Source organism: Paenibacillus lacisoli (assembly GCF_030580655.1).
Lineage (GTDB): Bacteria > Bacillota > Bacilli > Paenibacillales > Paenibacillaceae > Paenibacillus > Paenibacillus lacisoli.
In genome coordinates, this window is record NZ_JAUQTB010000001.1 from 474983 (window position 1) to 501454 (window position 26472).

A 26472-nucleotide genomic window follows, 5' to 3' on the forward strand; every position below is an offset into this window, starting at 1 on the left:
GTCATGATAGCATACTCCGTCAAGGAGGGACATGTGAAGCGGTGCTTAAACCGGCATACTGCCGTTTCTTCCCACATACGATTTGGTCGAGCGGCGGCGGTTCCGGCGGCCGCCCCAAACGCTTCCTGCCCCCATGAGGAACGTTGGAATACCTGCAGCGACCAGAACGATGGCCCATTCACGCAGCCCAAGCGGCACAGTCTTGAAGATCGGCTGCAGCGGCTCGATATACATGACGGCAAGCATCAGGATGACCGATGACAGCACGGCAAGGACCAGATACTTGTTCTGGAACGGATTACGATGGAAGATCGAGCGCGAGCTCCGGCAGTCAAACACATGAATGAGCTGCGCCATGACCAGTGTGGCGAATGCGACTGACTGCGCTTTGATCAGCTGTCCTGCATCCTGCGGCGCAACCCGGTAGGTGAGCCAGAACGCGGCCAGCGTACACAGCCCGATCAAGACACCGCGGCTGACAATTTTCCACCCCAGCCTGCGGGCGAAAATATTCTCCTTGGCTCCGCGCGGCTTGTGTTCCATCAGCTCTTTCTCCGGCTGATCCACCCCCAGTGCCATCGCAGGAAGACCGTCGGTCACCAGATTCACCCACAGAATCTGAATCGGCAGCAGGGGGAGCGGAAGTCCTGCCATCATGGCGAAGAACATCGTCAGAATTTCCCCTACGTTTGAAGCAAGCAAATAACGGATAAACTTGCGTATGTTTTCGTAAATACTTCTTCCTTCTTCAATAGCAGCGACAATCGTTGAGAAGTTATCATCGCTCAGGATCAGCGAAGAGGCTTCCTTCGTTACATCCGTGCCTGTAATTCCCATCGAGATTCCGATATCCGCGGCCTTGATCGCAGGCGCATCGTTAACGCCGTCACCAGTCATCGCCACCACATGCCCCTGACGCTGCAGAGACTGGACGATTCGCAGCTTGTGCTCCGGAGAGACGCGTGCATAAACATACACGTTGTTCACGTGCTTATCCAGCTCGTCATCGCTCATCTGGGCAAGCTGCTGGCCTGTCAGGGATGTCCCGCCGCGGGGCAGAATACCGAGCTGTTGGGCTATCGCCTCGGCGGTTGTGCGGTGGTCACCGGTAATCATCACCGTACGGATGCCGGCTTTACGGCAGGTTGCAATCGCATCCCTGGCCTCACGGCGCGGCGGGTCGATCATCCCTGCCAGCCCTACGAAGACCAACTGCGCTTCAGCTGCCTGTTCATGATCCAGAACTTCGTGCGGATTCACGTCCCGGTAAGCCATGCCCAGTACACGAAGCGCATCCGAGGCCATCTGTTCATTGGCTGCCAGAACCTGCTGCTTCATAGCACTCGTAAAAGGAACCACCTTGCCCTGCCACAGCAGATATGTGCATTTGTTCACCAGCACATCGGGCGCTCCCTTGGTGAACAGCGTACGACCGCCTTCATGGGCGACCAGCACAGTCATACATTTGCGCTCAGAATCAAACGGGAACTCCTTCTCACGGCTGTAGATTTCACTCAGACTCTGCTGGGGCAGTCCGCCCTTGGCCGCAAGCGTAACAAGTGCGCCTTCGGTAGGATCGCCCTTCAGTATCCAGGTCAGCTGCGGCTGCTCCTTGGTTTTCTTCTTGCTGCGCATCTCCTCAGGTACATCCTGAACGATCTCGGAATTATTGCACAGAGCGCTGATCTGCAGCAGACGCCGCAGTGCCTGGTCCAGCTTCAGACTGACCGGTTGGCCATCCTCGTTGATCTGGCCCTGCGGATCGTAACCTTCTCCTGTTACCTTCAGAGAACGGCCGTCCAGCCACAGATCCGTTACGGTCATTTTATTCTGGGTCAACGTACCGGTTTTGTCCGAACAGATTACCGAGGCACAGCCCAGCGTCTCCACCGAGGGCAGCTTACGGACAATGGCCTTGCGGCGGATCATCCGCTGCACACCTAGGGCAAGAGCAATCGTTACAATGGCCGGGAGCCCTTCGGGTATGGCAGCTACAGCCAGGCTGACCCCTGCCAGGAACATTCCCATCGCCGGCTGACCGTGCAGAATACCTGCAACCACCACCAATACGGTCAGCACAAGAGCGACGACAATTAGAATTTTGCCAAGCTGCTCCAGGCGGTGCTGAAGCGGTGTCTCCTGCGCCTCCGTATTCTGGATCAGGTCAGCGATTTTGCCCATCTCGGTGCCCATGCCTGTCCGAATGACGACGCCTTTCGCCGTGCCGCGGGTGATCATGGTGCCCATGAACCCGATGTTTTTTTGGTCACCGAGCGGCACTTCCGCTTCTTTAATACTCGCTGCGTGTTTGCCAACCGGTACAGACTCACCCGTCAGCGCCGACTCCTCAACATCACAGCTGCTTGTCAGCAGCCAGCGCAGGTCTGCGGGAATCCGGTCACCGCTCTCCAGCATTACGATATCGCCGGGAACCAGCTCCTTGGCTGGTATATGGCGGACCTGACCGCCGCGCAGCACTTTGGCTGAAGGTGCAGACAGCTGCTTCAGCGCACGCAGCGAGCGCTCGGCGCGGAATTCCTGGATGAATCCGAGGATGCTGTTGAGCAGAATAATAGCAATGATCGTAATCGCATCCAGATATTCTCCGAGCAGCCCGGATACGAGCGTTGCCCCCATCAGCACCAATACCATGAAGTCCTTGAATTGGTTCAGAAACAGAGTGACAGGCGATACCTTTTTTCCTTCCGACAATTCATTAAAGCCTGCCTGCTTGCGCCGTTCCGACGCTTCCTCATCACTCAGGCCTTGGCGCGGATCAACGTTCAGGTGCTCCTGCAGCTGCTGTGCGTTCATTTGGTGCCATTGCAATTGTCCCATTCTTCCCGATTCCCTCCTGTCTCCATTTCCGTTCCCCCCGGCACTATAACAGCTCATGCCCGGATTCCTCAGCCTGCCCGGACGAGGCTCCTTGCATGTCCTGTGCGGCCGGACAGACTATCTAGGGTAAATGTATTCGGCGATTCGGCAAAATATACAGACACGGACTTAAGTTTTGGACCAAACTTATGTATCATAAAGAGAAGGCGGCCACTGGCCGCATCCAATATTCGCTACAAGACAGGAGAACCTTATATTATGGCACTGGATGGCATCGTTACGCGCGCCATAGCGGAAGAGCTTCAGGGCTGCCGCGGTGGACGCATTAATAAAATACATCAACCCAACAATCACGATATTGTACTGAACCTGCGCGCCCAGCGGGGCAATGCCAAGCTGCTGCTGTCGGCCAACCCGACGTATCCGCGGCTGCATTTTACGAATCACAGTTTCCTGAATCCGCCGGAGGCCCCCATGTTCTGTATGCTGCTGCGAAAGCACTGTGAAGGCGGCATTATCGAAGACATCAAGCAGGTTGGCATGGAGCGGATTATTCATATTGACGTGCGCCAGCGCGATGAGCTCGGCGATGTGTCTTCTAAGAGGATCATTATCGAATTGATGGGACGGCACAGCAACATTATTCTGCAGGACCCGGCGACCGGTGTCATTCTGGACGGGATTCACCATGTCACTCCATCCATCAGCAGCTACCGGGTAATTATGCCCGGCTTTCAGTATACGGCTCCGCCGCAGCAGAACAAACACAATCCGCTCTCCGAGGACCGGAATGCATTTCTCTCGTCGTATGCCGAGAGCGCAGCGAATAACGAATCGCCTGCCCGCTGGATCGTCAATACATACGACGGTCTCAGCCCGCTGGTAGCTGAAGACATCGTGGTACGTGCACAGCTGCAGGACCCTGCGGCAGAAGCCCCGGACAGCGAGGCCCTGTGGAACGCGTTTGACCAGCTGATGGAGCAAATCCGGGCAAATGATTTTCACCCTGTATCCGGCCTGAACGCCAAGGGTAAAAGTATTTTCTCCGCAGTTCCGCTGACATTGATCGAAGGTGAAGTCAAGACATATGGCACGATCAGTGAATGCATGGAGGATTATTACGGGGATAAAGCGGAACGGGATACGGTTAAGCAGAAAGTAAGCGACCTGCTGCGCTTCCTGCAGAATGAACGAAGCAAAAATATCAAAAAGCTGAACAACCTGCAAAAGGATTTGACTGAAGCTGAGGACGCCGATCAGTACCGCATCAGCGGCGAACTGCTGTTCGCCTCGCTCCACGAACTGCAGAAGGGGGATAAGGAGGCCAACCTGGTCAACTTCTACGACGAAGAGCAGAAGATGATTACCATTCCGCTTGACCCGCTGCTCAGCCCGTCTGATAATGCCCAGCGTTATTTCAAAAAGTATAACAAATACAAGAACAGCCTTGTCGTCATTGAGGAACAGCTGGTGAAGACCCATGAGGAAATCCGCTATCTCGACAATCTGCTCCAGCAGCTTGCCCATGCCTCCATGAATGATATCGAGGAAATCCGGGAGGAGCTGATCCAGCAGGGATATCTGCGCGACCGCAATAAGAAGGCTAAGAAGAAAAAGAAAAACGACAAGCCCACCTTGCATATCTACACTTCTTCAGAAGGGATAGAAATTTATGTGGGTAAAAATAATCTGCAGAACGAGTATGTTACCAACCGGCTGGCAGGTCCTAACGATACATGGCTGCATACCAAGGACATTCCAGGCTCCCACGTTGTGATCCGTGCTGCTGAATTCGGCGACGCCACCCTGGACGAAGCTTCACAGCTGGCGGTCTACTTCAGCCAGGCCAAGGAATCCAGCATGGTGCCTGTGGACTGTACGCTGATCCGTCACGTCCGGAAGCCAAGCGGCGCCAAACCTGGCTTCGTCATCTACGATCACCAGCGGACCCTGTATGTTACTCCGGATGAAGCACGGATTAAGGCACTGCCTAACCTAATCAAGAACAACTAAAAGCTGCAAGCTACCATTGTGCCATATACCTTCGCTTATATAGGCGTCCCATGCCAAAAAAGACCGCAGCCGGTTTAAACCGGCTGCGGTCTTTGCTGTACCTGGGATCATCTGCTATTTCCTGCGGGCAGCAAGAAGCCGCTCTAAGACTTCATACTCCACGGTCCGGCTGCCGAGCTCTCCGTGAAACACCACCCCGCCGCGCGCACCGTGGTAATCTGAGCCTCCAGTGACGAGAAGTCCATACTGATGGGCCATCTCCAGATAACGCTGCTCCGCAGCCTCATCATGATCCGAGTGATAGACCTCAATACCAGCCGGACGTCCCTCCCGAAGGATAGAATGCACAAGCTCGTCATTACCGTACAGTCCCGGATGGGCTAACACTGAAACTCCTCCGGCTTCTGTAATCCAGGCAAAAGCATCAGCAGGTCCAATCCGGGGCAAGGAGATAAACGCAGCTGCTCCTTCAGCCAGATAGCGGTTAAATGCGTCTCTCATATCTTCTGCATAACCCTTACGGACCAGTAAGTCAGCGATATGCGGACGGCCCACACTCTCATCAGGCTTCAGCGGGCGGCCCAGATTATCAATGACCTCCTGCAGTGTGACTTCCACACCCAGTTGCTGAAGCTTTGCAATGATTCTGTCATTTCGCTGTTCACGTGTCCTGCGCAGCTCCTCCAGACGGCGAAGCAATCCGGTATCCTGATGATCGATATAATAACCGAGTACATGAATGTCCTTGCCACCTGCCCGGGTACTGATCTCGACACCGGGAACAACTGTAATTCCCTGTTCCTTCCCTGTCTGCAATGCCTCGCCGATACCCGCAACCGTATCATGATCCGTAATAGCTACCGCGGCCAGGCCGCGCTCCTTCGCAAGACGGACATTGTCCGCAGGAGGCTGCATGCCGTCTGAAGCCGTGGTATGCGTATGCAGGTCACATTTGCCCTCTGTAAGCCTTGTCGTTGTTCTCTCTGTATTCATATCGTTCTCTCCTCCGCTGAATGATCCCGAAATGCTGCATGGTCCGCTGCCTGCACGCCTTCCCCACCCTGCTGCCGCAGGTAGGTCAGGAAGGTGACTGCCGATATCGGCAGCAGCGATGACTTCAAGCGGATCGCATAAAATTTGCGCTTGAAGGAGGCATCCCCGATTCGTATGATCTTGAGCAGTCCGAGCGCTACCTCATGCTTGACGGATGACGGCGATAACATTGTAATACCGAGACCGGCTTCAACCGCCGACTTTACGGCCCCCGTACTGCCCAGCTCCATGACCGTCTGTAGTTCCGGAAGCACCGCCTTCCGGCGCTGGATCTCCTCCTCCATCACCTGACGGGTACCCGAGCCCTGCTCACGCAGTATAAAAGGATATTCAAGTGCTTCCGCCAATGATACCTCATCGCGATCCGCCAGAGGATGACTGCCGGGTACAATTAATAGCAGCTCGTCCTGCATCACGGGTTCGACAACCATATCCGGATGATGAACGGGCGCTTCTATTAATCCAAAATTCAGCTGGTGCCGCAAAATATCATCCATAATCTGTGTGGTATTCATCACCTTCATAACAATAGAGATATGTGGATATTCTTGGCCAAACGGACCCAGCAGCCGCGGCAGTACATATTCACCAATGGTCAGACTTGCTCCAAGCATCAGCCGGCCTTCCAGCATTTGCGTGAATGCCGACATGGCAGTATCCGTCTCTCTCACAAGCTCCATACTCTTCATGGCATAAGGCAGCAGGGTTCTGCCCGCCTCGGATAACTCCATTTTCTTGGTCGACCGGTGCAGCAGCTTTACCCCGAAATAATCCTCCAGGGCCTGAATCTGCATCGTTACCGCAGGCTGGGTCATATGAAGCGCCTGGGCCGCTGCCGAGAAGCTGCCGCGCTCTGCGACGGTATAAAAAATGTGCAGCTGATGAAAGTTCATAATACAGCGTTCTCCTTGTTCAGGTGAATCATCGGATTCTACCTGTGATTAGCGTACCTTCTCGTCCCTCTATTGTAACGCATTGACCGGACAGGAACAAAAAAGATCCGGCCGTATGGCCGGACCTTTCGTGGCTGCTTGTGTCATGACCATTCTTGCTCTGCAATCAGGATGTTCCGGCTATTTTCGCTTCCGGCTGTTCTTAATTAGTGTCATGCGGCGGGAATGGCGGAGCCAGGAATAATACGATTTCAAATCCCTGAGTTCGATCGTCTCCGACATCTTTCCAAGGAAGGTTACGATAATCATTTTATGCAGACGGTTGCCTGCAATATCTGCCTCTCCTGGAAGCTCACTGAATTCAGCAACCACTACCAGATCTTCGTCAATCAGATAGACATCCTGCTCATGCTGGTAGTACGGCTTCATTCGTTCCTGTTTAAGACATTCCCACAGCCAGGCTGCAATCTGCTCGCTTTCGGTCTGTCCGGGATGAACCCGGTCAGCATAGCGCATTTTAGCGTGGCTGGTAATGACAATGTCGGCAACTCGCTTATCGCCAAGGGTCACACTAAAGGGTTCATACGTACTCCAACGCTGCATCACCTTGTCACGCATGGGAATCACTCTCCAGAAAATAGGTCTTTCTATCTACACATTTACCCATAATATTACATCAATAGTACCTAGCTCACAAGCCGGATTTACATTTATACAATGTATGCTTCTCGTATGCAGCCTAGACTATCAAAAAAACACACCTTCCATACAAAAAAGACAGCCCCCTGGGCTGCCTTTCCTGTTAACCGTAAAAGTTCGTTTTATCCTCGGCTTTGCTGTATTCCGTCTTGATCTCATTCCGGTAGGAACGCTCAATCTTACGCACATAGGGAAGGCGACGGATATTCTTCATCGTATCCTCGGCGCGGTCTGCATTGACGTAGATGACGGCGTACTGCATCCGTTTGGAGATGTAGTGTACAGTCCCGTACTTTTCCAGATTGCGGGCAGCCTTCACATCACTTACCCATATGATATATCCTGTCCGTTCTGCAAACATGCGCCTCAGCCTCTTTTCCGTCTCTAAATTTACTAAATATCCGTTCTATCCGCAGGAGCACTTGCCGCCGCTGCCGCAGCCGCCGCCCTTAGGATTAGGGTCATTACTTGGGACCTTAATGCTGTCTGACACGGAATAAGCGATCGTCTCGGACATCAGATGAAGCATATCATCCAGAGCCTTCTCCGCCTGCTTAAACATGCGCACTTCCTCAAACTGTTCCAGCTGTGTCTCCACGGCGTGAACCTCGTCCTTGGCCGAATGATAATTCGGGTGGAAATGTCCAAAACGTTCCGTCTCGGCAAACAGCTCCTTCTTGCTCTCCAGCTTACGAACCCATTCCTGGATTTGCGGATTGGCAGCAACTCGAGTCTTCCAATATAAGTAATCCGATACTTCGGCGGATCTGTTAATCATGTCGCCCAATTCATAGGCGTATGACATCACTTCGGTTAAATCAACCGTGCTCAGTTCGGCAACGTCCATGAAATTCATTCCTATCTATAATAAAGTTCCACGAAAATGGTTCAGCATTCGCGGCTCTTTTTATCATAGCATATCCCTTCCATCAGAAGAAGAGTGAATCCAAACTTCCGGAGGCGGGACGACTATTCGCATGCCGTTCCAGTCGTCCGGTGACAGGGAACAGAGAGACGGCGGCGGCCAGCTGTCCTCTGCGGTAGGGGCTGACACGAACCAGCCTGACACTGACCACGGGGCACCATCTTCCACCTTTGCAGGGATGTAAATTCTTGATTCTCCGGCAATGGACAATGCGAGCTTCGTCTCCCATTGTACCGCTTGCTCTACCAGCTTCCGTGCTGTTGACGGGTGATAGGCCCCGTCCATCTGGGTCCAGCGCAGCGGAACCTGCTGCAATCCGGCAAACAGCATCTCTTCTGCAGGCAGAGCAGAGGGTTCCAAGCTCTTCCGGGACGGGATTTCCGGACCCAAAGGTTCCGAGACTGAAGCCAGGCTCGGGCCTCTGCCTTCCTGACCAAACGTATCGCCCGGCGAAACAGAGGACGGCCATTCACGGCACCATTGTTCTAGCAGAAGCTGAACATGCTCCGGAATCCCCGAGGCTGCCGTACGCTTCAGCATAAGAAGGAAGGACTCGGGGGAGCTGTGCGCCACTGCGGACGTAAAGCGTTGGGCCGACAGCCGGTATACACTCATCCGGTCATGACTGACACGCTCTGTCCATATCTCCAGCAGCCAGCGAATCCGATGATCCGTGGATAGTGGCACCAGAATATCCATATCGGGCTGTACGTAAATCTGTTTCTCTGACTGTTCTCCCGCTCTTGCCTGCTCTGCCGGAGGTAAACCGGCGACCGGAATAGACCACCGGAACAGCAGAGTACCCTCATCAGATACTGCAGCATCCCCGAGATCCAGCCGGCTCAGCTGCAGGAGCCAGTTCCAGGCCTCGTCCGGAAAAGAGTCCTCCACAGCTCCTGCGGCTCTGTGCGCCTGCAGCCAGGCCAGCATAGCACTCACATTAATCCATCGGCCTGCAGAAGAACTTTGAAGCTGCAGTAAAGACGCCAAAAGCTCTGCCGCCACCCCGTCAGGCCGATGATGAGCAGTCAACCAGTCATACAGGATTACCAGCCTCTCCTCATTACTCCGGGCCAGCCATCCGTTCAGCACAGCTTCGTCAATTGCGTACCTTCGTTCTTCCAATCGAAGCATTCCCAGATACACCAGCAGCTCAAATACCACAGAGTAGCTGTCCAGAGCTGCGGCCGATTCTGAATGGATGGCATCCATGCCATCCACTAGGGCAAACGGGCTCCGTTCATTTAGCAGCTGCTGCGCCTTTTTGTGAAGAGCTCCTTTAAGGGTCAGCTGCAGACCCTTCGGGTACATTCCGGCCATGAGATGCAGCAGCTGACCCGTCACCCTGCCGCTGGCCTCAGCAACCATCCGGCAGCCGGATAATTCTCCTGCAAACTCAGGAGGGTGGAGCATCCACTGCAGGAGTTGACCCATATACCGTTCCGGGACAGCATATCGAACCTCCCCCCATCCTTTGTGCATGGATTTCATCCAGCCGGTTCGGAGAAGCTCCCTGCAGGCCAGCACGACTTCAACACCGCTCAGCCTGCCCTGAAGCAGCCGGCGGGGGGCTGTTTCAGGCATCCATTGGGAACCGTACTGCAGCAGACAGCACCGCAGCACCAGCCGGGCTTCCCCCGTCAGCTGTTCCCATTGATTCATAAGCATATCCTCCATGCCTACTCACTCCTTCCATCCACGATCCAAGGCGGATGAGCGCCGGATGTCCCGTCTACTCTGGATATGCGGTATTCATATCCCTGCTCAACCAGAAACATCTGGCGCCGTGCAGCGAAAAGCTGCTCCTTCGTATCCGCGCTGACCAGTGTGTAAAAATAAGCCTTGTTGTCGCCGGATTTGGGTCTCAGCACCCTGCCCAGCCGCTGGGCCTCCTCCTGCCGTGAACCAAAAGTTCCTGATACTTCAATAGCTACGGCCGCGTCAGGCAGATCAATCGCAAAATTAGCTACCTTGGAGACCACGAGCACCCGGATTTCTCCGCTGCGAAACGCATCATAGCAGTTCTGCCGCTCCTGCTGCCCCATAGAACCGGTTATGAGCGGCACTTCCAGCTCATCGGCAATCCGGCGCAGCTGGTCCAGATAATGGCCGATCACCAGTGTCTGGTGCCCCTGATGGGCGGACAGCAGCTGCCTGATCACCGGCAGCTTGTCCGGATTCTCCGAAGCGAGGCGGAAGCGCTGGCGCTCGGCGGATTGCTGGTAGGCCTCCTTCAGTTCCAGCGGAAGCGGCACATGAACCTCGCGGCATTCCACGCCTGCAAGCCATCCCTGCTGCTCAAGCATCTTCCACGGCATATCGTAACGCTTCGGACCAATCAAAGAAAACACATCCTGTTCTCTTCCGTCCTCGCGTATGAGTGTCGCTGTCAGGCCAAGCCGGCGTGTTGCCTGGATTTCCGCCGTCGCGCGGAAAACGGGGGCAGGCAGCAGATGAACTTCGTCGTAAATGATAAGCCCCCAGGAACGTTCGCTCAGCAGTTTCATGTGGGGAAACTGATGGTCCTTAGCATTGCGGCGTGACAGCATCTGATAGGTTGCCACAGTAATCGGGCGAATCTGTTTGCGTTCACCGGAATATTCACCGATCTCTGCTGCTGCCAGGCTGGTTTTCCCGGTCAGTTCAGCGATCCACTGCCTAATCGAGGTCGTATTTGATGTCAGGATCAAGGTCTCGCATTGCAGCTGGTTTATGACCCCGATACCGATGACCGTTTTGCCGGCCCCGCAAGGCAGAACGAGAACGCCGCTGCCTCCTCGGCCGCCGCTGTCACGGAATGCCTCCACGGCTTCCTGCTGATAGGAGCGCAGCCTGCACTCCGTTCCCTCTGAATTCGTCAGACTTAACTTCAGCCTGCTTCCTGAGTGGTAGCCCACCAGGTCCACAACAGGGTATCCAAGACGTGTGAGTTCCTGTTTAACCCGCCCTCTAAAATGGGAGGGGATGTCCACGCTGCCTTCCTTCCAGCGTCCCAGCCCCAGGGTTGTCCAGTCCGCAAGGGTCTCCAGCTGGCGCATCATAACTTCATCCTCACACACCAGATTCAATACAGGCTGTTCCCAGCTGCCGATGAGTCTAAGTGAGCCGTAGCGGTTCATCAGTGTGCGGATATCCTCCACCAGCCCGGCAGGCAGCTGCCATCTGGAGATCGACGCCAGACTGTTCAGCACCTGCTCCGCACCCCATCCGGTTTCAGCAGCATTCCATAAAGAAAGAGGGGTCAAACGATATGTATGAAAACCTGAAGGGCTTTTTAACAACTCCGCATAATACTGCAGCTGTTCACGTGCAGGCCCTGCCCCCGCATGCCCCGTCTCAAGCAGAACGGTACGGTCGCGCTGCACGATACAAGGTTTGGCTTGATCCGGATTCATCAAAGGCCGTCCTCCTCATCCACAATAATTTAACCTGATGAATTTAAACATGCGGAAAAAGTCCAATTCCGGCACTGCCGGAAATGAACTCTCTCCCTAAGCTGTCTATTAATGGAGGTGCTCCGAAATTTGACTAAGGGCTTGGCCTGCATTATCCGCAAAAATGTTACGGACCGCCAGGTCACCGATGGAAATAACGCCGATCAGGCGCTCCCCTTCCGTAACCGGCAGACGGCGGATCTGCTGCTCTGCCATCAATTCAGCCGCCTCGTCCACAGACATCTCTGCTGTCGCAGTACGAATCCCTGTCGTCATGATCTCCTGGACGAGACAGTCCGCATTATGCTTCTGCGCAATGCCGCGGATAACGATATCCCGGTCTGTGATACACCCTACCAGCTTGTCACTGCCCACTCCATCCACTACCGGGATAAAGCCGGTATCATGATTTTTCATTTTGAGCGCCGTCTCCTGGATGGTATCCTGCGGGGTTACGGTCACACTATTTTTGGACATAAATTCCTGAACTTTTTTCATTCATATCCACTCCTTTCGGAGATAGGATACCCACTCTGGGCCAAGACATGCATCTTCTGTTATGCAATTATCTAAAAGCGAGCAGCTTGTTCCGAAATGTAACTGTCTGTCATGGCGATAAACAGCTTGACCGCATGCAGCATGGCATCTTCGTCAAAATCAAATTTAGGATGATGATGAGGATAAATGGCATTTTTGTCAGGGTTACCGGCTCCAACAAACATGAAACAGCCTGGACGCTGACGCAGGTAATACGCAAAATCTTCAGCCGGCATCAGCTGTGGTGATTCTACCACATGCTCGCTGCCAAACACGTCAACGGCTTCCTTGAAAAATCTTGCCGCCTCTCCAGTATCATTCACCACGGGCGGATAACCCATAATGTAGTTAATTTCAGCCCGGGTTCCATAGGAAGCAGCGATATGGGAAGTCATATCATGTACCCGCTGCTTCATTACTTCACGTGTATCTTCATCAAAAGTGCGGACCGTACCGCTGAGCCTGCAGGTCTCCGCAATGACGTTCTGCGCAGAGCCGCCCTGAATCGTGCCGATGGTCAATACAGCAGGCTTCAACGGATCGACGGACCGGCTGACGACACTCTGCAGCTGCATAACAAGGGCTGATCCTGCGACCACACTATCATTCGTAACCTGCGGCATGCCGCCATGGCCGCCTTTTCCCGTAATTTCGATATAGAAATCATCCGCTGCCGCCATAATCGGACCCGCCAGACTGGCAGCATTCCCGACAGGGATAGGTGTCCACAGATGGATGCCGTAGATGACATCAACGCCTTCCAGTACCCCGTCAGAAATGACTTGTACTGCTCCGCCAGGGAGCAGTTCCTCCGCAGGCTGAAACAGAAAGCGGATCTCTCCTTCCACCTGATCGCGGATTTTACTGTAATAGGAAGCCGTACCGAGCAAAATGGAAGTGTGGCCATCATGTCCGCACGCATGCATTGCACCGTCCTTCAATGAACGGTATTCGCAATCTTTTTCATCCTGAATCGGCAGTGCATCCATATCGGCTCGCAGCATGACGACCGGCCCGGGACGTCCCCCTCGGAGAACGGCCAAGACGCCATGCCCGCCTACATTTCTTCTTACTTCAAGCCCTAACTCCTCCAGCTTGCCTGCAACGAACGCCGATGTCTCCTGCTCATGGAAGGAAACCTCGGGATGCTGGTGAAGATATCTCCGCCAAGAGACCATGCTGCCCAGGAGATCCTCTTCCAGCCATCTGCTGATTTCCACTGTTGTATTCATCGTGATCCACCCTTCCGTGTAATGGTCCAAGATATGTATTTTTATTATTGTAACAGAAGTTATCCGAAATAACCTTACACGTCTCTTTTCCTTGGTGGATCATTCTGTATGAAAATTTGCTAAAAACGCAGCTGCAGCAGGGGCTCCCAACTTGCAGACCGCTGCCAAACATACTATGATGACTATACTTGGATGACTCTGCTAGTACGACTTTCTTGTACGACTTTCCTGTACGACTGTTTGTACGAATGTTAATGAGACGAGTAAATTCGACTTACCCAGAAAAGGAGGAGACCTCACCGTCATGTTAGATTTACATAACGACACGGACAAGCCAGCCTGCCTGCACTTGTTGCGCCTGCTGCGCATCCCTCATCTGAACGATGCAGTGACCGTGAACTCCGCTTCCATAGACCGGAGGAGAGCATCATGAACGAGAAACCAGTCAAACGCCGGGGCACGCCGGATTTTCAGCTGCTGATCCTGACCTTCCTGCTCGTCGGGTTCGGCGTTCTGATGGTATTCAGTGCCAGCTCCAGCCTGACAGGAGCCAGCAGCAAGTTCGGCAATGATCCTTATTACTTTCTAAAGAAACAGGCGATGTGGGCTGTCGTGGGCACGCTCTTCATGTTTGTTGCTATGAACCTTCCGCTAAAGAGCTACAAAAAGCTGTTCAAACCGCTGTTTCTCGTTACCGTTCTTCTTCTGATTGCGGTTCTCTTTACGAAAGGGCTTAACGGCGCGAGCAGCTGGCTGCAGATTGTAGGTCTGGGTATTCAGCCTACCGAGCTGGCGAAGATCGCTTCCATTCTGTATCTGGCAGCACTGATCACCAAGAAGGGTGAACGGTTCCGGGATCTGAAAACAGGCTATGTACCCGTGACCGTTATTGTCGGTTTTATCGCGGGCCTGATTATGCTTCAGCCGGATTTTGGCTCCTGCTTCATTCTGGTAGCGACGTGCGGACTCGTCATTTATGCAGGCGGGGCCAGTACGAAGCACATGCTTGTAACCATGCTGATCCTGATCGTGACAGCCGCTCTGATGTTTGGTGTCGGCAGCCTGTTCGGCTCATCATCTTCCAGCAGCTCTGTCGGAGATCAGGCGGAGAAAAACTACAAAATGGGCCGGATTGAAGCCTTTTTGAATCCGTCGGCCGACAAGCAGAATACAAGTTATAACCTGTACCAATCCCTTATGGGCATTGGTGAGGGCGGAATTACCGGTTCCGGCTTTGGACAAGGCATCATCAAGCTTCATTATCTCCCCAATCCCTATAACGACTTTATCTTTTCAGTTATTGGTGAGGAGTTTGGACTGATCGGTACCGGCCTCTTCCTGCTGCTTTATCTCTATTTTATCTGGAGAGGCATGCTGATTGCGCTTCGCTGTCCGGATCCCTTTGGCACTCTGGTCGGTACCGGTGTCATGGGGCTGATCGCTATTCAGGCATTCATCAACATCGGTGGAGTGACAAAAACGATTCCGCTGACCGGGGTCACTCTTCCATTTATCAGTTACGGCGGTTCTTCCCTTCTGGCCATGATGCTCAGTATGGGCATCATGCTCAGTATCTCCAGGGAGAGCAAGCTTGAGGAGACGAAGGAAACGACCAAATCCGTCAGAGTCCGCCGCCCGACCGAGCTCGAAGCACGCCGTTCCGCCAGATTCCGGTAATACAAAAAAGACTGCCCTCAGGGCAGTCTTTTTTCATTGTTTCGTCATTTTGAAGTTAGATCATGTCGTCCTTAAAGGCTACGCCTTCAACCTTAACATTCACTTCCACGACCCGCAGTCCGGTCATACTCTCCACAGCTTCACGCACGTTCTGCTGCAGCATCCGCGATACCTCATGGATCGGCGTCTCGTACAGTACGATAATTCGCAGGTCAATCGCTGCTTCCAGCTGTCCAACCTCTACCGTCACGCCTTTTTGCACATTTTTCCCGCTTAGTCGCTTCGCCCAGCCTTCCGACAAACCTCCCGACATTGCAGCAATGCCCGGTGTTTCGAGTGCAGCGAGACCGGCAATCTTGGCTACCACATCATCCGCGATCCGGATGCTGCCCGATTCAAGTTGCAGTTGTTCTGCCATGCTACACATCCTCCTTCATCTCAATAACCGTATTGTAAATCCTTTCTATGCGAAAATGCAAATCAAACAGCGACTTTAGTTTCGTTTACTCTTTTTAGAGTATTGGGTATATTGTTAAAGGATGGTTTGAATAACAACTTACATAATGAGGTGGCTGATTTGAGAAAACAGATTTCGACCCTCCTGCTCATTGCCAGCTTCGTGCTGAGCGGGATCGCCCACTACACACACATGAATGCCATTGTACAGTTTATTCTGTCGGCTATTGCTGTCATCTTTGTAGCTGGGTTTTTGGGACGGGCTACCGAGAATGTCTCCCATTACGCCGGGCAGCGTCTGGGCGGCTTCCTGAACGCGACCTTCGGCAACGCGGCCGAGCTAATTATTGCCATCTTCCTTGTCAAGGAAGGGCTGTATGATATGGTGAAGGCCAGCCTCACCGGCTCGATTATTGGCAACCTGCTGCTGGTACTGGGTGCAAGCCTGTTCGCAGGCGGACTGAAATTCAAGGTCCAGAAATTTAATGTATCGCTGGCCGGATTGAGTGGTTCCCTGATGATTGTTGCCGTCATCTCCCTGTTCGTTCCAGCGGTGTTCCTGAACACACATTCGATCACAAAGGAAGATACAGACACGCTCAGTCTGATTGTTGCCGTCGTTCTTATTGTCGCTTATCTGGCCTGGCTGCTGTTCTCGCTCGTCACCCACAAGGATTACCTGGATGATGTAACCGAGGACTCGGAAGAAGAGCTTCCGCATGAGCATGCACCTGCCTGGTCCCGCAACCGTGCGGTCTCCTATCTGGTTCTTGCAACTGTTATGGTCGCATTCGTCAGTGAATGGCTCGTCGGTACGCTGGAGACGTTCACGACACAATTTGGTTTAAGCGAGCTGTTCGTCGGGGCCTTCCTGGTAGCGATCATCGGTAATGCAGCTGAACACAGCGCAGCCATCATGCTGGCGATGAAAAATAAGGTCGGCGCAGCCGTCGAGATCGCAGTAGGCAGCAGCCTTCAGATTGCCTTGTTCGTAGCACCGGTTCTCATCATTGTCAGTTCCTTTATGTCTCACGGCGTGATGGATATTGTCTTCACAACGATCGAACTCGTTGCCATCGGTGTATCCGTGTTTATTGCCAAGTCGATTACGCAGGATGGCGCAACCAACTGGTACGAAGGCCTGATGCTGCTTGTCGTCTATATCATGCTTGGCGTTTCGTTCTTCCTCGTCTAGACCTATATCTCACGTTTAACAAAAGGGTGCTCCTCAAGTCAGCAACATTCACCGGCTTGAGGAGCACCCTTTTTATGTCGTCGTTGTTACAAAATAAAAAAAGCATGCAGGGCATGCTTCTCAGGTTGTCGGCAGGAGTCCGACTATTCCTTATTATTTAAGGCCTCATACAAGACGGCCAGATTGCGTTCAAGCTTGCTGACGAGCTGCTTACCGAGCATTTCGGGAACCAGTCCGGCACGGACAGCAAAATCTACTTCTTTGGAAAAACCGTACATTTGGGTATCCAGCACTTCCTCATACAGAGGACAGTAACGGGTTGCCAGATTCTCCATCTGTACTTCAATTAGCTTTTGTATTTTATCAGCGTCATCTTGAAGCAGGTTAACCGCTTTAAGATTCAACTGCTCCTGCAATTCAGATGAAGTCATGCACTCTTCCCCCCTCTGTCCATAAAATCTCATCAGACGTTCTATCTTAATATTAGACGAAATTGCGGGCTAATACAAGAACTTGAATAAAAAAGCGTCCCGGCCCAAAGAGCCGGAACGCTTGCTGATTTTAAAGCCTGATTAGTCGGTAGCCACGGTTACACTAAGGCCATTCTTGGCAAATGCTTCTGCCACTGCCTTGGTAGCCTCTTCAGCATCGGGTCCATGAACATGAAGTTCATAGCTCTTATTGCTGACCAACGTCGTGAACAAACCCAAGATGCTCTTGACGTCAATGTATTTGTTGTCGGAATGCAGGACAATGGATGAGGTAAATTTGCTTGCGGTCTGTGCGATTTCTACTACGGCTGCATTGTTGCTGGACATATAAATCCCTCCGATTCCCATTAAGAAATTCTCATGTAATCATTACCTTTTTAATGATACATTGAATCCGCTTACTCTTCAAGAACATTCCTGACTATTTCAGGTTCTCAGGATTCAGCGCCTCAAGCTCAGGAATAACGAAAATTCCGTCCTTACGGATCAGAACGTCGTCAAAGTAGATTTCTCCGCCGCCGTACTCCGGACGCTGGATCAGCACCAAGTCCCAGTGAATGGAAGATCGGTTGCCGTTATCCGCATTCTCATATGCCTGACCTGGTGTAAAATGCAGGCTGCCAGCGATCTTCTCATCAAACAAAATATCCTTCATAGGATGGAGAATATACGGATTAAAGCCGATAGCGAATTCACCGATATAACGTGCACCTTCATCAGAGTTCAGAATCTCATTGATGCGTTCCGTGTCATTGCTGGACGCTTCAACGATTTTGCCATTCTCGAAACGGAACTTGACATTCTCGAACGTAATACCGTTATACAGCGTAGCCGCATTGTAACTGATCGTTCCATTGACGGAATCGCGAACAGGAGCTGTATATACCTCGCCGTCCGGGATGTTGCACTGGCCAGAGCATTTGATGGAGCCAATGCCCTTGATCGAGAAGCTGAGGTCTGTACCAGGACCGACGATACGCACTTTATCCGTATGATTCATCAGATCAGCCAGTGCATCCTGAGCCTTGTCCATTTTGGCATAGTCCAGATTGCAGACGTTGAAGTAAAAGTCTTCAAATGCCTCGGTGCTTGTATTAGCCAGCTGGGCCATGCTGGAGTTAGGATAGCGCAAGACTACCCATTTCGTATGCTTCACACGCTGCTCGCTATGTACGGGATGCTGGTAAAGAGCGTTGTACATCTTCATCTTCTCTTCCGGAACGTCAGACAGATCATTCACATTCTCACCGGCACGGATACCGATATAGCCCTGCATCTGCTTCATACGGTTCAGATCGATCTCAGCCCATACCCGGAGCTGATCCTCGGTTGCATTCATCAGCATGGAACGCTGCACGGTGCGGTCCGTCAGCTGCACGAACGGATTACCGCCTTTTTTTGCAATCTCTTCTACAACAGCCTTGATCAGGTCGCGTTCGGTACCGATCATTTCTACCAGGATGTTCTCGCCGGGTTGAACATCTACGGAATAGCCGACCAGATTCTCAGCCAGCTTTTGGATTCTTGGGTCTCTCATATGATCTTACCTCCTGGATGAAACGTTCATTTGAACGATGGTTAATTTTCACTTTCTATTGTAGCACGCCACGAAGTTTACTTATAGTCCTCAAAATTCACATCCGTCACTAGAGATTCCTGCTGCGGCCGTCCATTTTTGTCATTGTACTGCAGCCGGCTCTCGGATGACAGTCGAATCGGAAGACTGGAGCTGCGATCCACTGTTAAATGATAGACGACGGAGGCCTCCGCCCCGTTCAACATCTGGACCAGCTCCTGCTGTCCCTTGTCCCAGACCTGATCCATTTCCTGCTGCACACGGTTTCCTTCAGGTCCTGCCTGACTGGAAGCTTTCTGATCGTACTGTCTGCGTATGCTGCTCATTTCATCGCTCAGCTGTGCGGCAATCCACTGATGCGCTTCCGTCGGACCGAGTTCAATTCGAATCATTCGTGTACCCCTTGCAGCACTGTGTTCGGTTGTCATCCGCTTGGGAACCGTGCTCAGCCCCTCTAGCTGACTGATAGGGTTGAATCGTGCTAATGTACCGTGCATAGTATCAGATTCACCTGACAACGAGATCCAGCGGCTGCCCAGGCGGGCAAAGGTTACAGAATTACCGCTGGCAGACATGCTCTGTATTCCGGGTTCCTTACCGCTTACCGGCAGAACGGTGTGGAGCGTTAATTCATCGTGGTCCTTGAGCGATCCTTCATAATGAAATTGATCTTTATACCCGTTCTCCTCATTCCTCCGCAATCCGGCTTGTCCTTGAAACTTTACACTCTCACGCCCTGCGATACCTGCCAGCGCATTCCGGTAGACCTGCTCTGGTGAAAAGTTGGTACTCGTCCAGCCGCAGCCGGGAATAATCAGCATTGCCATCATCATTGCGGTCAGCATTCTTCTGCCTTTTTGAACATCCACAGTCATCACCGCCTTATCACTTCATTCGTGTTTAGGCTGTCCGCGGGAGTGCGAGTTATACGTCCGCTATGAATAAAAATCAGATGCAAAAAAAGAACGTCTCCTTCAGGAAACGTCCGGTTTCAGGCTGTCGTACCGGCCTCATGAACCATGATTCGGTTGCGGCCGCCATTCTTCGCTTCATATAGAGCCATATCCGCATGATAGAACAAGGTTTCAAGACTGATCTGTTCATCCATCCAGCTCCAGTCGGCAATACCGGAAGATACAGTCACTGCAGGGCTGGTCTCCTGCTGGACCCGCTGACGGATCAACTCTGCATAAGCATACGCTTGTTGGACCCCCAATTTGGGGAAGTAGATAGCGAGCTCCTCTCCGCCCCAGCGAGCAGGCATATCTTCCTGGCGGACTGACGTCTTCACGATCTCGCTTACCTGCTGCAGTATGCGGTCCCCGACCTGGTGACCGTACGTATCGTTCACCTGCTTGAACTGGTCGATGTCCACCAGCAGCAGGGTTCCGCAGTAATCTTCTTCCTGGCGCTGCTGGATCAGCTTGTCCAGATAATGACGGATATGCAGCCCTGTCAGCACATCCAGGCTTGCCATCCGCCGTACTTCGGCATGAAGAGAAGCATTGGACAGCGCCAGCGAGATATGGGGTGCCAGCATCTGAAGCAGCTTATAATTATCGTAAGAAAAAAATTGCGGCTGTTGGTGGGTCACAATAATAACCCCCTCTACCCGGCCGTTGCTGCGCAGCGGAACGGCCATCAGGGAGCGCCCTCCGGTATTCTCCATAAACCGGGAAGTGACTCTGCCGTTCTCTGCGTAATCCGGCAGAATCATCGGTTCTCCCGTCTGATAAACAAGACCGGAAAACCCGCTGTTACAAGGGATGGGATCATGTTCGGGAAAACGGAAGGTACCCGCCATAATCTCGAATACCTTCTGTTCCTCATTCAACTGAAGAATAAGGCAGTGGTCCGCCTGAAAGATTCCGATTAATTCATGAACAGCATACTGAAAGATCTCCGAGAGCTGCAAACTCTGGTTCAAACGCTGGGCCAGCTCATTAATCAGCCGGAGCTCCTGAATCAGAAGATTGGATTGTTCCAGCAGCTTTGCATTCTCGAAGGACGTTCCTGCGACATCAGCTATCATCGTCATCATCTCCAGGTCCACCTGGTTCATCCCCGTGTCCGAGCTTGCAAATTGGAGAAGAAAAACCCCGTAAACACCCTGATTGCCCCGGAGGGGTACGCCGATTTCCAGCAGGCCACCTGCTTCTTCTTCGCCTGCCAGCTTCCGCTGTACGACTTGTCCCGTCAGAAAAGCCTGAGCACAGATATCGTCATGTCCCCGATCCAGAACCAGCGGCTGTACCAGAACATTCTCGCTCTCGCGATCCTGGGATACATAGAGGGTAACCCGCACATTCGGGTACAGTTCATTCAGGTTCTCGAACACTTGATTAAGCAGCAGGTCCACATCGGTAATATCATGCACCTGCTTCACAATACGGGCGAGAATTGAGCGGCGTCCGATTTCTTTCGCTGATTGGCGCTGAGCCGAAATAAAGTCCTCCATAAACATTAATTCATAACATCGGTAGAAACATGCGCGGTAATGCAGCATGGAGGATGCCAGCATCTCTTCCATCTGCCTGTGCTCTGCAGACGCAGAGCCGCGGACGGCGATGACCGCTACCGCAAATATTTCGTTAAGATTCCGGCTCCGGAGCGGCAATCCGTACAAACAGATTTCGCTCCCCATCTCTGCATCCTTTCTAATAACCATAGAAGTGACCCCATGCAGTTTGTCCATGACCTGCCCCGATAGTGCTGCCGCTTCATCTTCCAGCTCCGGCCACATCTCAGCCAGCCTCCCGGCAGCCTCCACCAATTGAGCATTCCGGTTATATATAGCGGCAGCTGCATCTGCCAGCCAGGGAAGATTGCAGGACTGTCGGTACCAGTCCTGCAGGCTTTTTCTAAGAAGTTCATCTATGTAAGGGTAGTCAAAGGTTGTTATATCCATGCTGGAAAGCCAGCTGAGTTGTTCCGAATTCATGTTTAGGAAGGAATCATGTTCCGCAGACCCTGCAGGTGATAACATAAGGTTGCTTCTCTCGTGCTGTGACATCTACTGCACTCCTTTACAACAATATTTCAGTCTGGTTGAGGCTTTATGAAAGACAACATGGTATAAATGGTCTATTGTACCAGGTGGCGAAACGTCTCTTAAATTCTTATGACAACTATTTTACTCTCTATCCGGGAAATTTGCACTCTTTTTCCAGAGAAAAAGCACTAAATTATAGGTCTAACGAACTATCGACAAAATCCGCGCTTTTCCCTCCTGTTTCCTTGCAGAAATCTTGCACAGTTCACTTGACTTTGATTATGTCATTCATATATTATATATTATTGAAAAAGACTGTTATAGTCTTGTTTTCCGGGCGTAACAAATTGTGTGTCACCCTCATTCATTTTGTTGCTGACAAGACAGCGGCTGAACTTTCTTGGCAGTAGTGTGTGATTCAAAGTGATCCTCCAAACAAAACGAAGCGCAAAGAGAACCCCGACTAAATTTCAATTATGAAGGAGTTAACTCTATAATGGCACGTTACACTGGTCCTAAATTTAAATTGAGCCGTCGTCTTGGTATTTCCCTGAGCGGCACTGGCAAAGAACTGAAACGCCCTTTCCCTCCTGGACAACATGGTCCTAACCAACGCAGAAAAGTAAGCAACTACGGTATGCAGCTTCAAGAAAAACAAAAACTGCGTCACATGTACGGTTTGGGAGAGAAGCAATTCCGCACGCTGTTCAACAAAGCACAGCACATGCACGGTATTGCCGGTGAGAACTTCATGTTCCTGCTTGAAAGCCGTCTGGACAACCTGGTTTACCGTCTTGGTTTTGCCAACTCCCGTGCAGGCGCACGTCAGCTGGTATCCCATGGTCATGTGACTGTGAACGGTAAAAAAGTCGACATCGCTTCCTACCAAGTAAGCCTTGGTGATGTTGTTGGTCTTCGTGAAAGAAGCCGTGCTTTGACTTCCGTCAAAGAAGCTATCGAAAACCGTACTCACCTGCCTGCTTACCTGGAGTACAACGACAGCGCTGTTGAAGGCAAATACATCCGTTTGCCAGAACGCTCCGAGCTGTCCCAAGATATCGACGAGAAACAAATCGTCGAATTCTACAACCGTTAATCGGTACAGCATCACCGAGAACCTCCGGTTTATCCGGAGGTTTTTTCTTTTTTCACGCTCGTTCCTCCCTCTTCTCTGTGGGCATGCTTAAGCTGCAGCGAACTTATAACACAGCTTTCGACTTATGCATCTGGAGCAGGAGTTCAAACGTGTCTTTTTATGCTATAATAATGGCTGGTAAAAAGGAGGAAGCTACTGCATGGTTGATGAGAATAAAATGACACCTGAAGAACAGCCTGTCCGTAAAAGATCGTTCGCCCGCAAACTGGGCACTACTCTTAAATGGATGGTTTCTTTGGGCCTGATGGCCATACTGGCCGTTGGCGGACTTGTAGCCGGTTACGTTGCAGCCAAGGTAAAAGATGAACCTGTGCGTTCGCGTGCTGTTATTGAGCAGAAGGTCAATGAGAACGCGATAACCGGTTTTGTCTATTTCAACGATGGCTCACCGATCGGACAGCTCCGTACCGACGAGGACAGGCGGTTGATCAAATATGAGGATATTCCCCCAGTCATTATTGATGCAGTTCTTGCGATCGAAGACAATAACTTTTACGAACACAAAGGGGTTGACTTCAACGGGACCATGCGCGCTGTCAAGCAGAAGGTTCTGAAGGAATCCACCCAGACGGGCGGCAGTACGCTGACTCAACAGCTGTCACGCCGTGTGTTTCTGAATCTGGATCGCACCGATGACCGCAAAATCAAAGAAATCCTCCTCTCCCTGCGTCTGGAGCGTTTCTTAACGAAGGAAGAAATTTTGACGGCCTATCTTAATAAGGTTCCATATGGCAATGGTTCAAGCGGATATAATCTGTTCGGGATTAAAGCCGCAGCTAAAGGCATATTTAACATCGATGATCTCAACAAGCTGAATCTTGCCCAAGCGGCTTATCTGGCCGGACTGCCCCAGCTGCCGTCCTCCTACTCGGCCTTTACGAGCAAAGGGACCTTTAATGCAGCTGCCTACAAGCGCGCAGCCAACCGCAAGAATCTTGTGCTCACCCGAATGCTGGAAGAGAACAAGATTACGCGGGACCAGTACAATCAAGCGATGAACTTTGATCTCAAAAAGTCGCTTGCCCCGCACAAGGTTAAAGCTTACAACACCTATCCTTATCTGATGATGGAGACCGAGCGCCAGGCTTCCCAGATTCTCGCCGATCTTATGGCGAATGGCAAACTGGGCAATGATTCTGCTGCATCAGACAACAGTCAGGAAGGCACTGAAAAAGCCGGCAGCGATGTGCTTCAGGAGGCACAGGAGCAGCTGCGCGTCGGAGGATACCGGATTTATACGACCATCGATAAGTCGGTGTATAACTCTATGCATGAAGTCGCAGATAATCCAGATAATTTCTCAGCGAGAAGCAAGGAAAAAGGCCTGGAACAAACGGCAGCGATGATGATCAATCACAAAACCGGCGCTATTCTGGGTATGATTGAAGGCCGCAGCTTCCAGGAAGAACAGATGAACTATGCGACCCAGATGGTCCGCCAGCCGGGTTCAACGATGAAACCGATTGCCGCTTATCTGCCGGCTCTGGACGAAGGTTTGGTCCAGCCTGCCACCATCATGGATGATTCGCCGATTATTCTGAAGGATGGACCCAACGGCTTCCACATTCCGAAGAACTCGAATAACCGGTACAAAGGGTTAATGACCGTACGTTCGGCGCTCAATAATTCGACGAATACGATTGCTCTGAAGCTCTTTAATCAGAAGGTCGGAATTGATAAAGCATGGGCTTTTGCCAAGAAGCTGGGCATCAACACCATCGAGCGGGAGGATTACCAGGCTCAGACCGGTGTGTTGGGCGGCCTGCGTCATGGTGTAACGGTAGAAGAACTGACCAACGCTTATGGTTCTATCCCGAACGGCGGGGTATTTAATGATTCTTATATGATCGAGAAAATTGTGGATTCCCAGGGTAAGATCGTTTACCAGCACAAGCCTAATCCCGTTCAGGTCTACTCGTCTCAAACGGCGTACCTGATGACCGACATGCTTCATACGGTTATCACCGACGGTACAGGGAAGCTGGTCCGGAAGGAATTCAACAAATATGGTGAGATTCCAATCTCGGGTAAAACAGGGACGACACAGGACTATACCGATGTCTGGTTCGAAGGTTTTACTCCTGACGTTACGCTCGGAGTCTGGGTCGGATACAAAGATCCGGTATATAAACTGGAGACCACCAAGCAGAAAGAGCGGGCCCGTTTCCTGTGGGCACAGATCATGAACAAGGTCACAGACAGTGACAAAGAGCTGTTCCAGACTAAGGACTTTGCCAAGCCTGACGGGATTACAACACGTACCGTATCGGCATACAGCGGTAAACTTCCGACCTCACTGACCGACAAATTTGTAACCGATCTGTTCAACAGTAAATTTGTTCCGACTGACAGCGACGATGGCGTTGCCAAAGCCAAGTATATTACCTACAACGGTGTGAATTACATTCCTCGGGATGGCACACCGGACGATATGCTGAAGGAGCAGACTGTGATCAAACGGGAGACTCCGATCTCGGATCTGATCAAGCAGCTGGAGACCGCTTTTGCGAAAATGAAGAAACATAATTCGCTGTCCTACTATCTGCCGGAAGATGCAGACGGGGATATGCCGACCCGGATCGATCCACGCCAGGATGACGGGCGCAGTCCGGATGCACCAGGTAATATCCGTGTCTCCTACAATGGCGGCAGAGCAACGATAACCTTCAATGCCAGCGGCAATTCCGATGTGGTCGGTTACCGACTCTACCGTTCACTCAACAACGGCGGATTCGCCTATCAAAACAAGGTGGTACTCGCTGACCAGTCGAAGATATTCACCAGCTCGGGCGCCCCGGGAAGCGCTGCTTTCTATGTAACGGCTGTCGACGTGGCAGGCAACGAGTCAGCGCCCAGCGCCACAGTATCAGGCGCAGCACCACCGCCCGTGAATCCTTCACCGCCAGTTACACCAGGGCAAGGCACGACCATTACGGTACCCGGCAAGATTGTGAATCCGGATACTTCTACTGGTGGAGACAGCAGCACAAGCAGCCCGTCTTCGCCACCGGATGCATCCACACCGCCGGCGGGATTGGGCCAGAACAGCGATGGAGCTGCGGGTCATCCTGAACCCGGTGCAGGCGGCAGCACTCCTGCCACAGGTCCTGCATCTGAACCGGTAACTGTACCCGGAACGATCGTCGGACCAGGCAGCAGCCCCAATACGGGTGGCAAACCGAAGTAAGTATTACATCGTATTTTATTTATACGAATTAACAGGAACTCCGGGCTGACGTGTTAGAGGAGTCTATCATGAATAGACCTTCAACGTCTGCCTGGAGTTTTTTTAACGTTCGGTCAGC

At 52.0% G+C, this 26472-nt stretch carries 22 protein-coding genes; 6 read left to right on the top strand and 16 right to left on the bottom strand.

Annotated elements, in window-relative coordinates:
- Positions 1–45 precede the first annotated feature (45 nt).
- Complete coding sequence (locus tag Q5741_RS02385) at positions 46–2838, bottom strand: calcium-translocating P-type ATPase, SERCA-type (protein ID WP_305022434.1); 2793 nt, start codon at positions 2836–2838, stop codon at positions 46–48.
- Between the two features lie 258 nt (positions 2839–3096).
- Between Q5741_RS02385 and Q5741_RS02390 the strand changes: the two genes are divergently transcribed.
- Positions 3097–4851: an Rqc2 family fibronectin-binding protein gene (locus Q5741_RS02390; RefSeq protein WP_305022435.1), complete on the top strand. Its 1755-nt coding sequence runs from the start codon at positions 3097–3099 to the stop codon at positions 4849–4851.
- A 114-nt stretch (positions 4852–4965) separates the two neighbouring features.
- On the opposite strand, the gene Q5741_RS02395 is transcribed toward Q5741_RS02390, so the two are convergent.
- From Q5741_RS02395 to Q5741_RS02435, 9 genes are all read right to left on the bottom strand, one after another.
- Positions 4966–5844 carry a PHP domain-containing protein gene (locus Q5741_RS02395; RefSeq protein WP_305022436.1) on the bottom strand — a complete coding sequence of 293 codons (879 nt, stop codon included), beginning with the start codon at positions 5842–5844 and terminating at the stop codon, positions 4966–4968.
- The gene (locus tag Q5741_RS02400) at positions 5841–6797 is read right to left on the bottom strand and encodes a selenium metabolism-associated LysR family transcriptional regulator (RefSeq protein ID WP_305022437.1); all 957 of its coding nucleotides are present in this window, start codon (positions 6795–6797) and stop codon (positions 5841–5843) included. The genes Q5741_RS02395 and Q5741_RS02400 overlap by 4 nt, the downstream gene beginning before the upstream one ends.
- Before the next feature lie 180 nt (positions 6798–6977).
- Positions 6978–7415, bottom strand: a complete 438-nt coding sequence (locus tag Q5741_RS02405; RefSeq protein ID WP_305022438.1) for a hypothetical protein — start codon at positions 7413–7415, stop codon at positions 6978–6980.
- 184 nt (positions 7416–7599) lie between these two features.
- Positions 7600–7857: a YlbG family protein gene (locus tag Q5741_RS02410; RefSeq protein ID WP_305022439.1), complete on the bottom strand. Its 258-nt coding sequence runs from the start codon at positions 7855–7857 to the stop codon at positions 7600–7602.
- Positions 7858–7902: 45 nt separating this feature from the next.
- Positions 7903–8343, bottom strand: a complete 441-nt coding sequence (locus Q5741_RS02415) for a YlbF family regulator (RefSeq protein WP_305022723.1) — start codon at positions 8341–8343, stop codon at positions 7903–7905.
- 63 nt (positions 8344–8406) lie between these two features.
- Complete coding sequence (locus Q5741_RS02420; protein WP_305022440.1) at positions 8407–10083, bottom strand: hypothetical protein; 1677 nt, start codon at positions 10081–10083, stop codon at positions 8407–8409.
- 17 nt (positions 10084–10100) lie between these two features.
- Positions 10101–11816, bottom strand: a complete 1716-nt coding sequence (locus tag Q5741_RS02425; RefSeq protein ID WP_305022441.1) for a DNA repair helicase XPB — start codon at positions 11814–11816, stop codon at positions 10101–10103.
- A gap of 108 nt (positions 11817–11924) precedes the next feature.
- Positions 11925–12353, bottom strand: a complete 429-nt coding sequence (locus Q5741_RS02430) for a CBS domain-containing protein (RefSeq protein WP_305022442.1) — start codon at positions 12351–12353, stop codon at positions 11925–11927.
- Between the two features lie 71 nt (positions 12354–12424).
- Complete coding sequence (locus tag Q5741_RS02435) at positions 12425–13624, bottom strand: M20 family metallopeptidase (protein ID WP_305022443.1); 1200 nt, start codon at positions 13622–13624, stop codon at positions 12425–12427.
- Positions 13625–13928: 304 nt separating this feature from the next.
- Here Q5741_RS02435 and Q5741_RS02440 point away from each other — a divergent pair, with 304 nt between their 5' ends.
- Entirely contained in the window at positions 13929–14057 is a 129-nt protein-coding gene (locus Q5741_RS02440) for a hypothetical protein (protein WP_305022444.1), read from the top strand.
- Positions 14051–15301 carry a putative lipid II flippase FtsW gene (ftsW, locus tag Q5741_RS02445; protein ID WP_305022724.1) on the top strand — a complete coding sequence of 417 codons (1251 nt, stop codon included), beginning with the start codon at positions 14051–14053 and terminating at the stop codon, positions 15299–15301. Before Q5741_RS02440 ends, ftsW begins: the two co-directional genes overlap by 7 nt.
- Positions 15302–15356: 55 nt before the next feature.
- Here ftsW and Q5741_RS02450 read toward each other — a convergent pair whose 3' ends face one another.
- On the bottom strand, positions 15357–15719 hold the full coding sequence (locus tag Q5741_RS02450; RefSeq protein ID WP_305022445.1) for an Asp23/Gls24 family envelope stress response protein: 363 nt from the start codon (positions 15717–15719) through the stop codon (positions 15357–15359).
- 159 nt (positions 15720–15878) lie between these two features.
- Between Q5741_RS02450 and cax the strand changes: the two genes are divergently transcribed.
- Positions 15879–16952: a calcium/proton exchanger gene (gene cax / locus Q5741_RS02455; protein WP_305022446.1), complete on the top strand. Its 1074-nt coding sequence runs from the start codon at positions 15879–15881 to the stop codon at positions 16950–16952.
- A gap of 143 nt (positions 16953–17095) precedes the next feature.
- Here the strand turns inward: cax and Q5741_RS02460 are convergent, their stop codons facing one another.
- The 5 genes from Q5741_RS02460 to Q5741_RS02480 all read right to left on the bottom strand — a co-directional run bounded on the left by Q5741_RS02460 (position 17096) and on the right by Q5741_RS02480 (position 21960).
- On the bottom strand, positions 17096–17383 hold the full coding sequence (locus tag Q5741_RS02460; RefSeq protein ID WP_305022447.1) for a YlaN family protein: 288 nt from the start codon (positions 17381–17383) through the stop codon (positions 17096–17098).
- A 141-nt stretch (positions 17384–17524) separates the two neighbouring features.
- Positions 17525–17770, bottom strand: a complete 246-nt coding sequence (locus Q5741_RS02465) for an HPr family phosphocarrier protein (protein WP_305022448.1) — start codon at positions 17768–17770, stop codon at positions 17525–17527.
- A 94-nt stretch (positions 17771–17864) separates the two neighbouring features.
- Positions 17865–18980 carry an aminopeptidase gene (locus tag Q5741_RS02470; RefSeq protein WP_305022449.1) on the bottom strand — a complete coding sequence of 372 codons (1116 nt, stop codon included), beginning with the start codon at positions 18978–18980 and terminating at the stop codon, positions 17865–17867.
- A gap of 77 nt (positions 18981–19057) precedes the next feature.
- Positions 19058–19888, bottom strand: coding sequence for a hypothetical protein (locus Q5741_RS02475; protein WP_305022450.1), 831 nt, complete (start codon positions 19886–19888; stop codon positions 19058–19060).
- A gap of 122 nt (positions 19889–20010) precedes the next feature.
- A complete protein-coding gene (locus Q5741_RS02480) occupies positions 20011–21960 on the bottom strand; it encodes a diguanylate cyclase domain-containing protein (RefSeq protein WP_305022451.1) in 1950 nt (649 codons plus the stop codon).
- Positions 21961–22507: 547 nt separating this feature from the next.
- Here Q5741_RS02480 and rpsD point away from each other — a divergent pair.
- Entirely contained in the window at positions 22508–23107 is a 600-nt protein-coding gene (gene rpsD / locus Q5741_RS02485) for a 30S ribosomal protein S4 (protein WP_305022452.1), read from the top strand.
- A 199-nt stretch (positions 23108–23306) separates the two neighbouring features.
- The gene (locus Q5741_RS02490) at positions 23307–26354 is read left to right on the top strand and encodes a transglycosylase domain-containing protein (RefSeq protein WP_305022453.1); all 3048 of its coding nucleotides are present in this window, start codon (positions 23307–23309) and stop codon (positions 26352–26354) included.
- Positions 26355–26472: the final 118 nt, after the last annotated feature.

What these genes read in the sequence shown, in the direction of transcription:
- Q5741_RS02390 (WP_305022435.1), top strand. Translation starts at nt 3,097, where the DNA reads ATGGCACTGGATGGCATCGTTACGCGCGCCATAGCGGAAGAGCTTCAG.
- Q5741_RS02405 (WP_305022438.1), bottom strand. Translation starts at nt 7,415, where the DNA reads ATGCGTGACAAGGTGATGCAGCGTTGGAGTACGTATGAACCCTTTAGT.
- Q5741_RS02430 (WP_305022442.1), bottom strand. Translation starts at nt 12,353, where the DNA reads ATGAAAAAAGTTCAGGAATTTATGTCCAAAAATAGTGTGACCGTAACC.
- Q5741_RS02420 (WP_305022440.1), bottom strand. Translation starts at nt 10,083, where the DNA reads ATGAATCAATGGGAACAGCTGACGGGGGAAGCCCGGCTGGTGCTGCGG.
- Q5741_RS02480 (WP_305022451.1), bottom strand. Translation starts at nt 21,960, where the DNA reads ATGAATTCGGAACAACTCAGCTGGCTTTCCAGCATGGATATAACAACC.
- rpsD (WP_305022452.1), top strand. Translation starts at nt 22,508, where the DNA reads ATGGCACGTTACACTGGTCCTAAATTTAAATTGAGCCGTCGTCTTGGT.
- Q5741_RS02425 (WP_305022441.1), bottom strand. Translation starts at nt 11,816, where the DNA reads ATGAATCCGGATCAAGCCAAACCTTGTATCGTGCAGCGCGACCGTACC.
- Q5741_RS02490 (WP_305022453.1), top strand. Translation starts at nt 23,307, where the DNA reads ATGGTTGATGAGAATAAAATGACACCTGAAGAACAGCCTGTCCGTAAA.
- Q5741_RS02460 (WP_305022447.1), bottom strand. Translation starts at nt 17,383, where the DNA reads ATGACTTCATCTGAATTGCAGGAGCAGTTGAATCTTAAAGCGGTTAAC.
- Q5741_RS02395 (WP_305022436.1), bottom strand. Translation starts at nt 5,844, where the DNA reads ATGAATACAGAGAGAACAACGACAAGGCTTACAGAGGGCAAATGTGAC.
- Q5741_RS02385 (WP_305022434.1), bottom strand. Translation starts at nt 2,838, where the DNA reads ATGGGACAATTGCAATGGCACCAAATGAACGCACAGCAGCTGCAGGAG.
- Q5741_RS02415 (WP_305022723.1), bottom strand. Translation starts at nt 8,343, where the DNA reads ATGGACGTTGCCGAACTGAGCACGGTTGATTTAACCGAAGTGATGTCA.
- Q5741_RS02410 (WP_305022439.1), bottom strand. Translation starts at nt 7,857, where the DNA reads ATGTTTGCAGAACGGACAGGATATATCATATGGGTAAGTGATGTGAAG.
- Q5741_RS02465 (WP_305022448.1), bottom strand. Translation starts at nt 17,770, where the DNA reads ATGTCCAGCAACAATGCAGCCGTAGTAGAAATCGCACAGACCGCAAGC.
- Q5741_RS02470 (WP_305022449.1), bottom strand. Translation starts at nt 18,980, where the DNA reads ATGAGAGACCCAAGAATCCAAAAGCTGGCTGAGAATCTGGTCGGCTAT.
- Q5741_RS02435 (WP_305022443.1), bottom strand. Translation starts at nt 13,624, where the DNA reads ATGAATACAACAGTGGAAATCAGCAGATGGCTGGAAGAGGATCTCCTG.
- Q5741_RS02400 (WP_305022437.1), bottom strand. Translation starts at nt 6,797, where the DNA reads ATGAACTTTCATCAGCTGCACATTTTTTATACCGTCGCAGAGCGCGGC.
- Q5741_RS02440 (WP_305022444.1), top strand. Translation starts at nt 13,929, where the DNA reads ATGTTAGATTTACATAACGACACGGACAAGCCAGCCTGCCTGCACTTG.
- Q5741_RS02450 (WP_305022445.1), bottom strand. Translation starts at nt 15,719, where the DNA reads ATGGCAGAACAACTGCAACTTGAATCGGGCAGCATCCGGATCGCGGAT.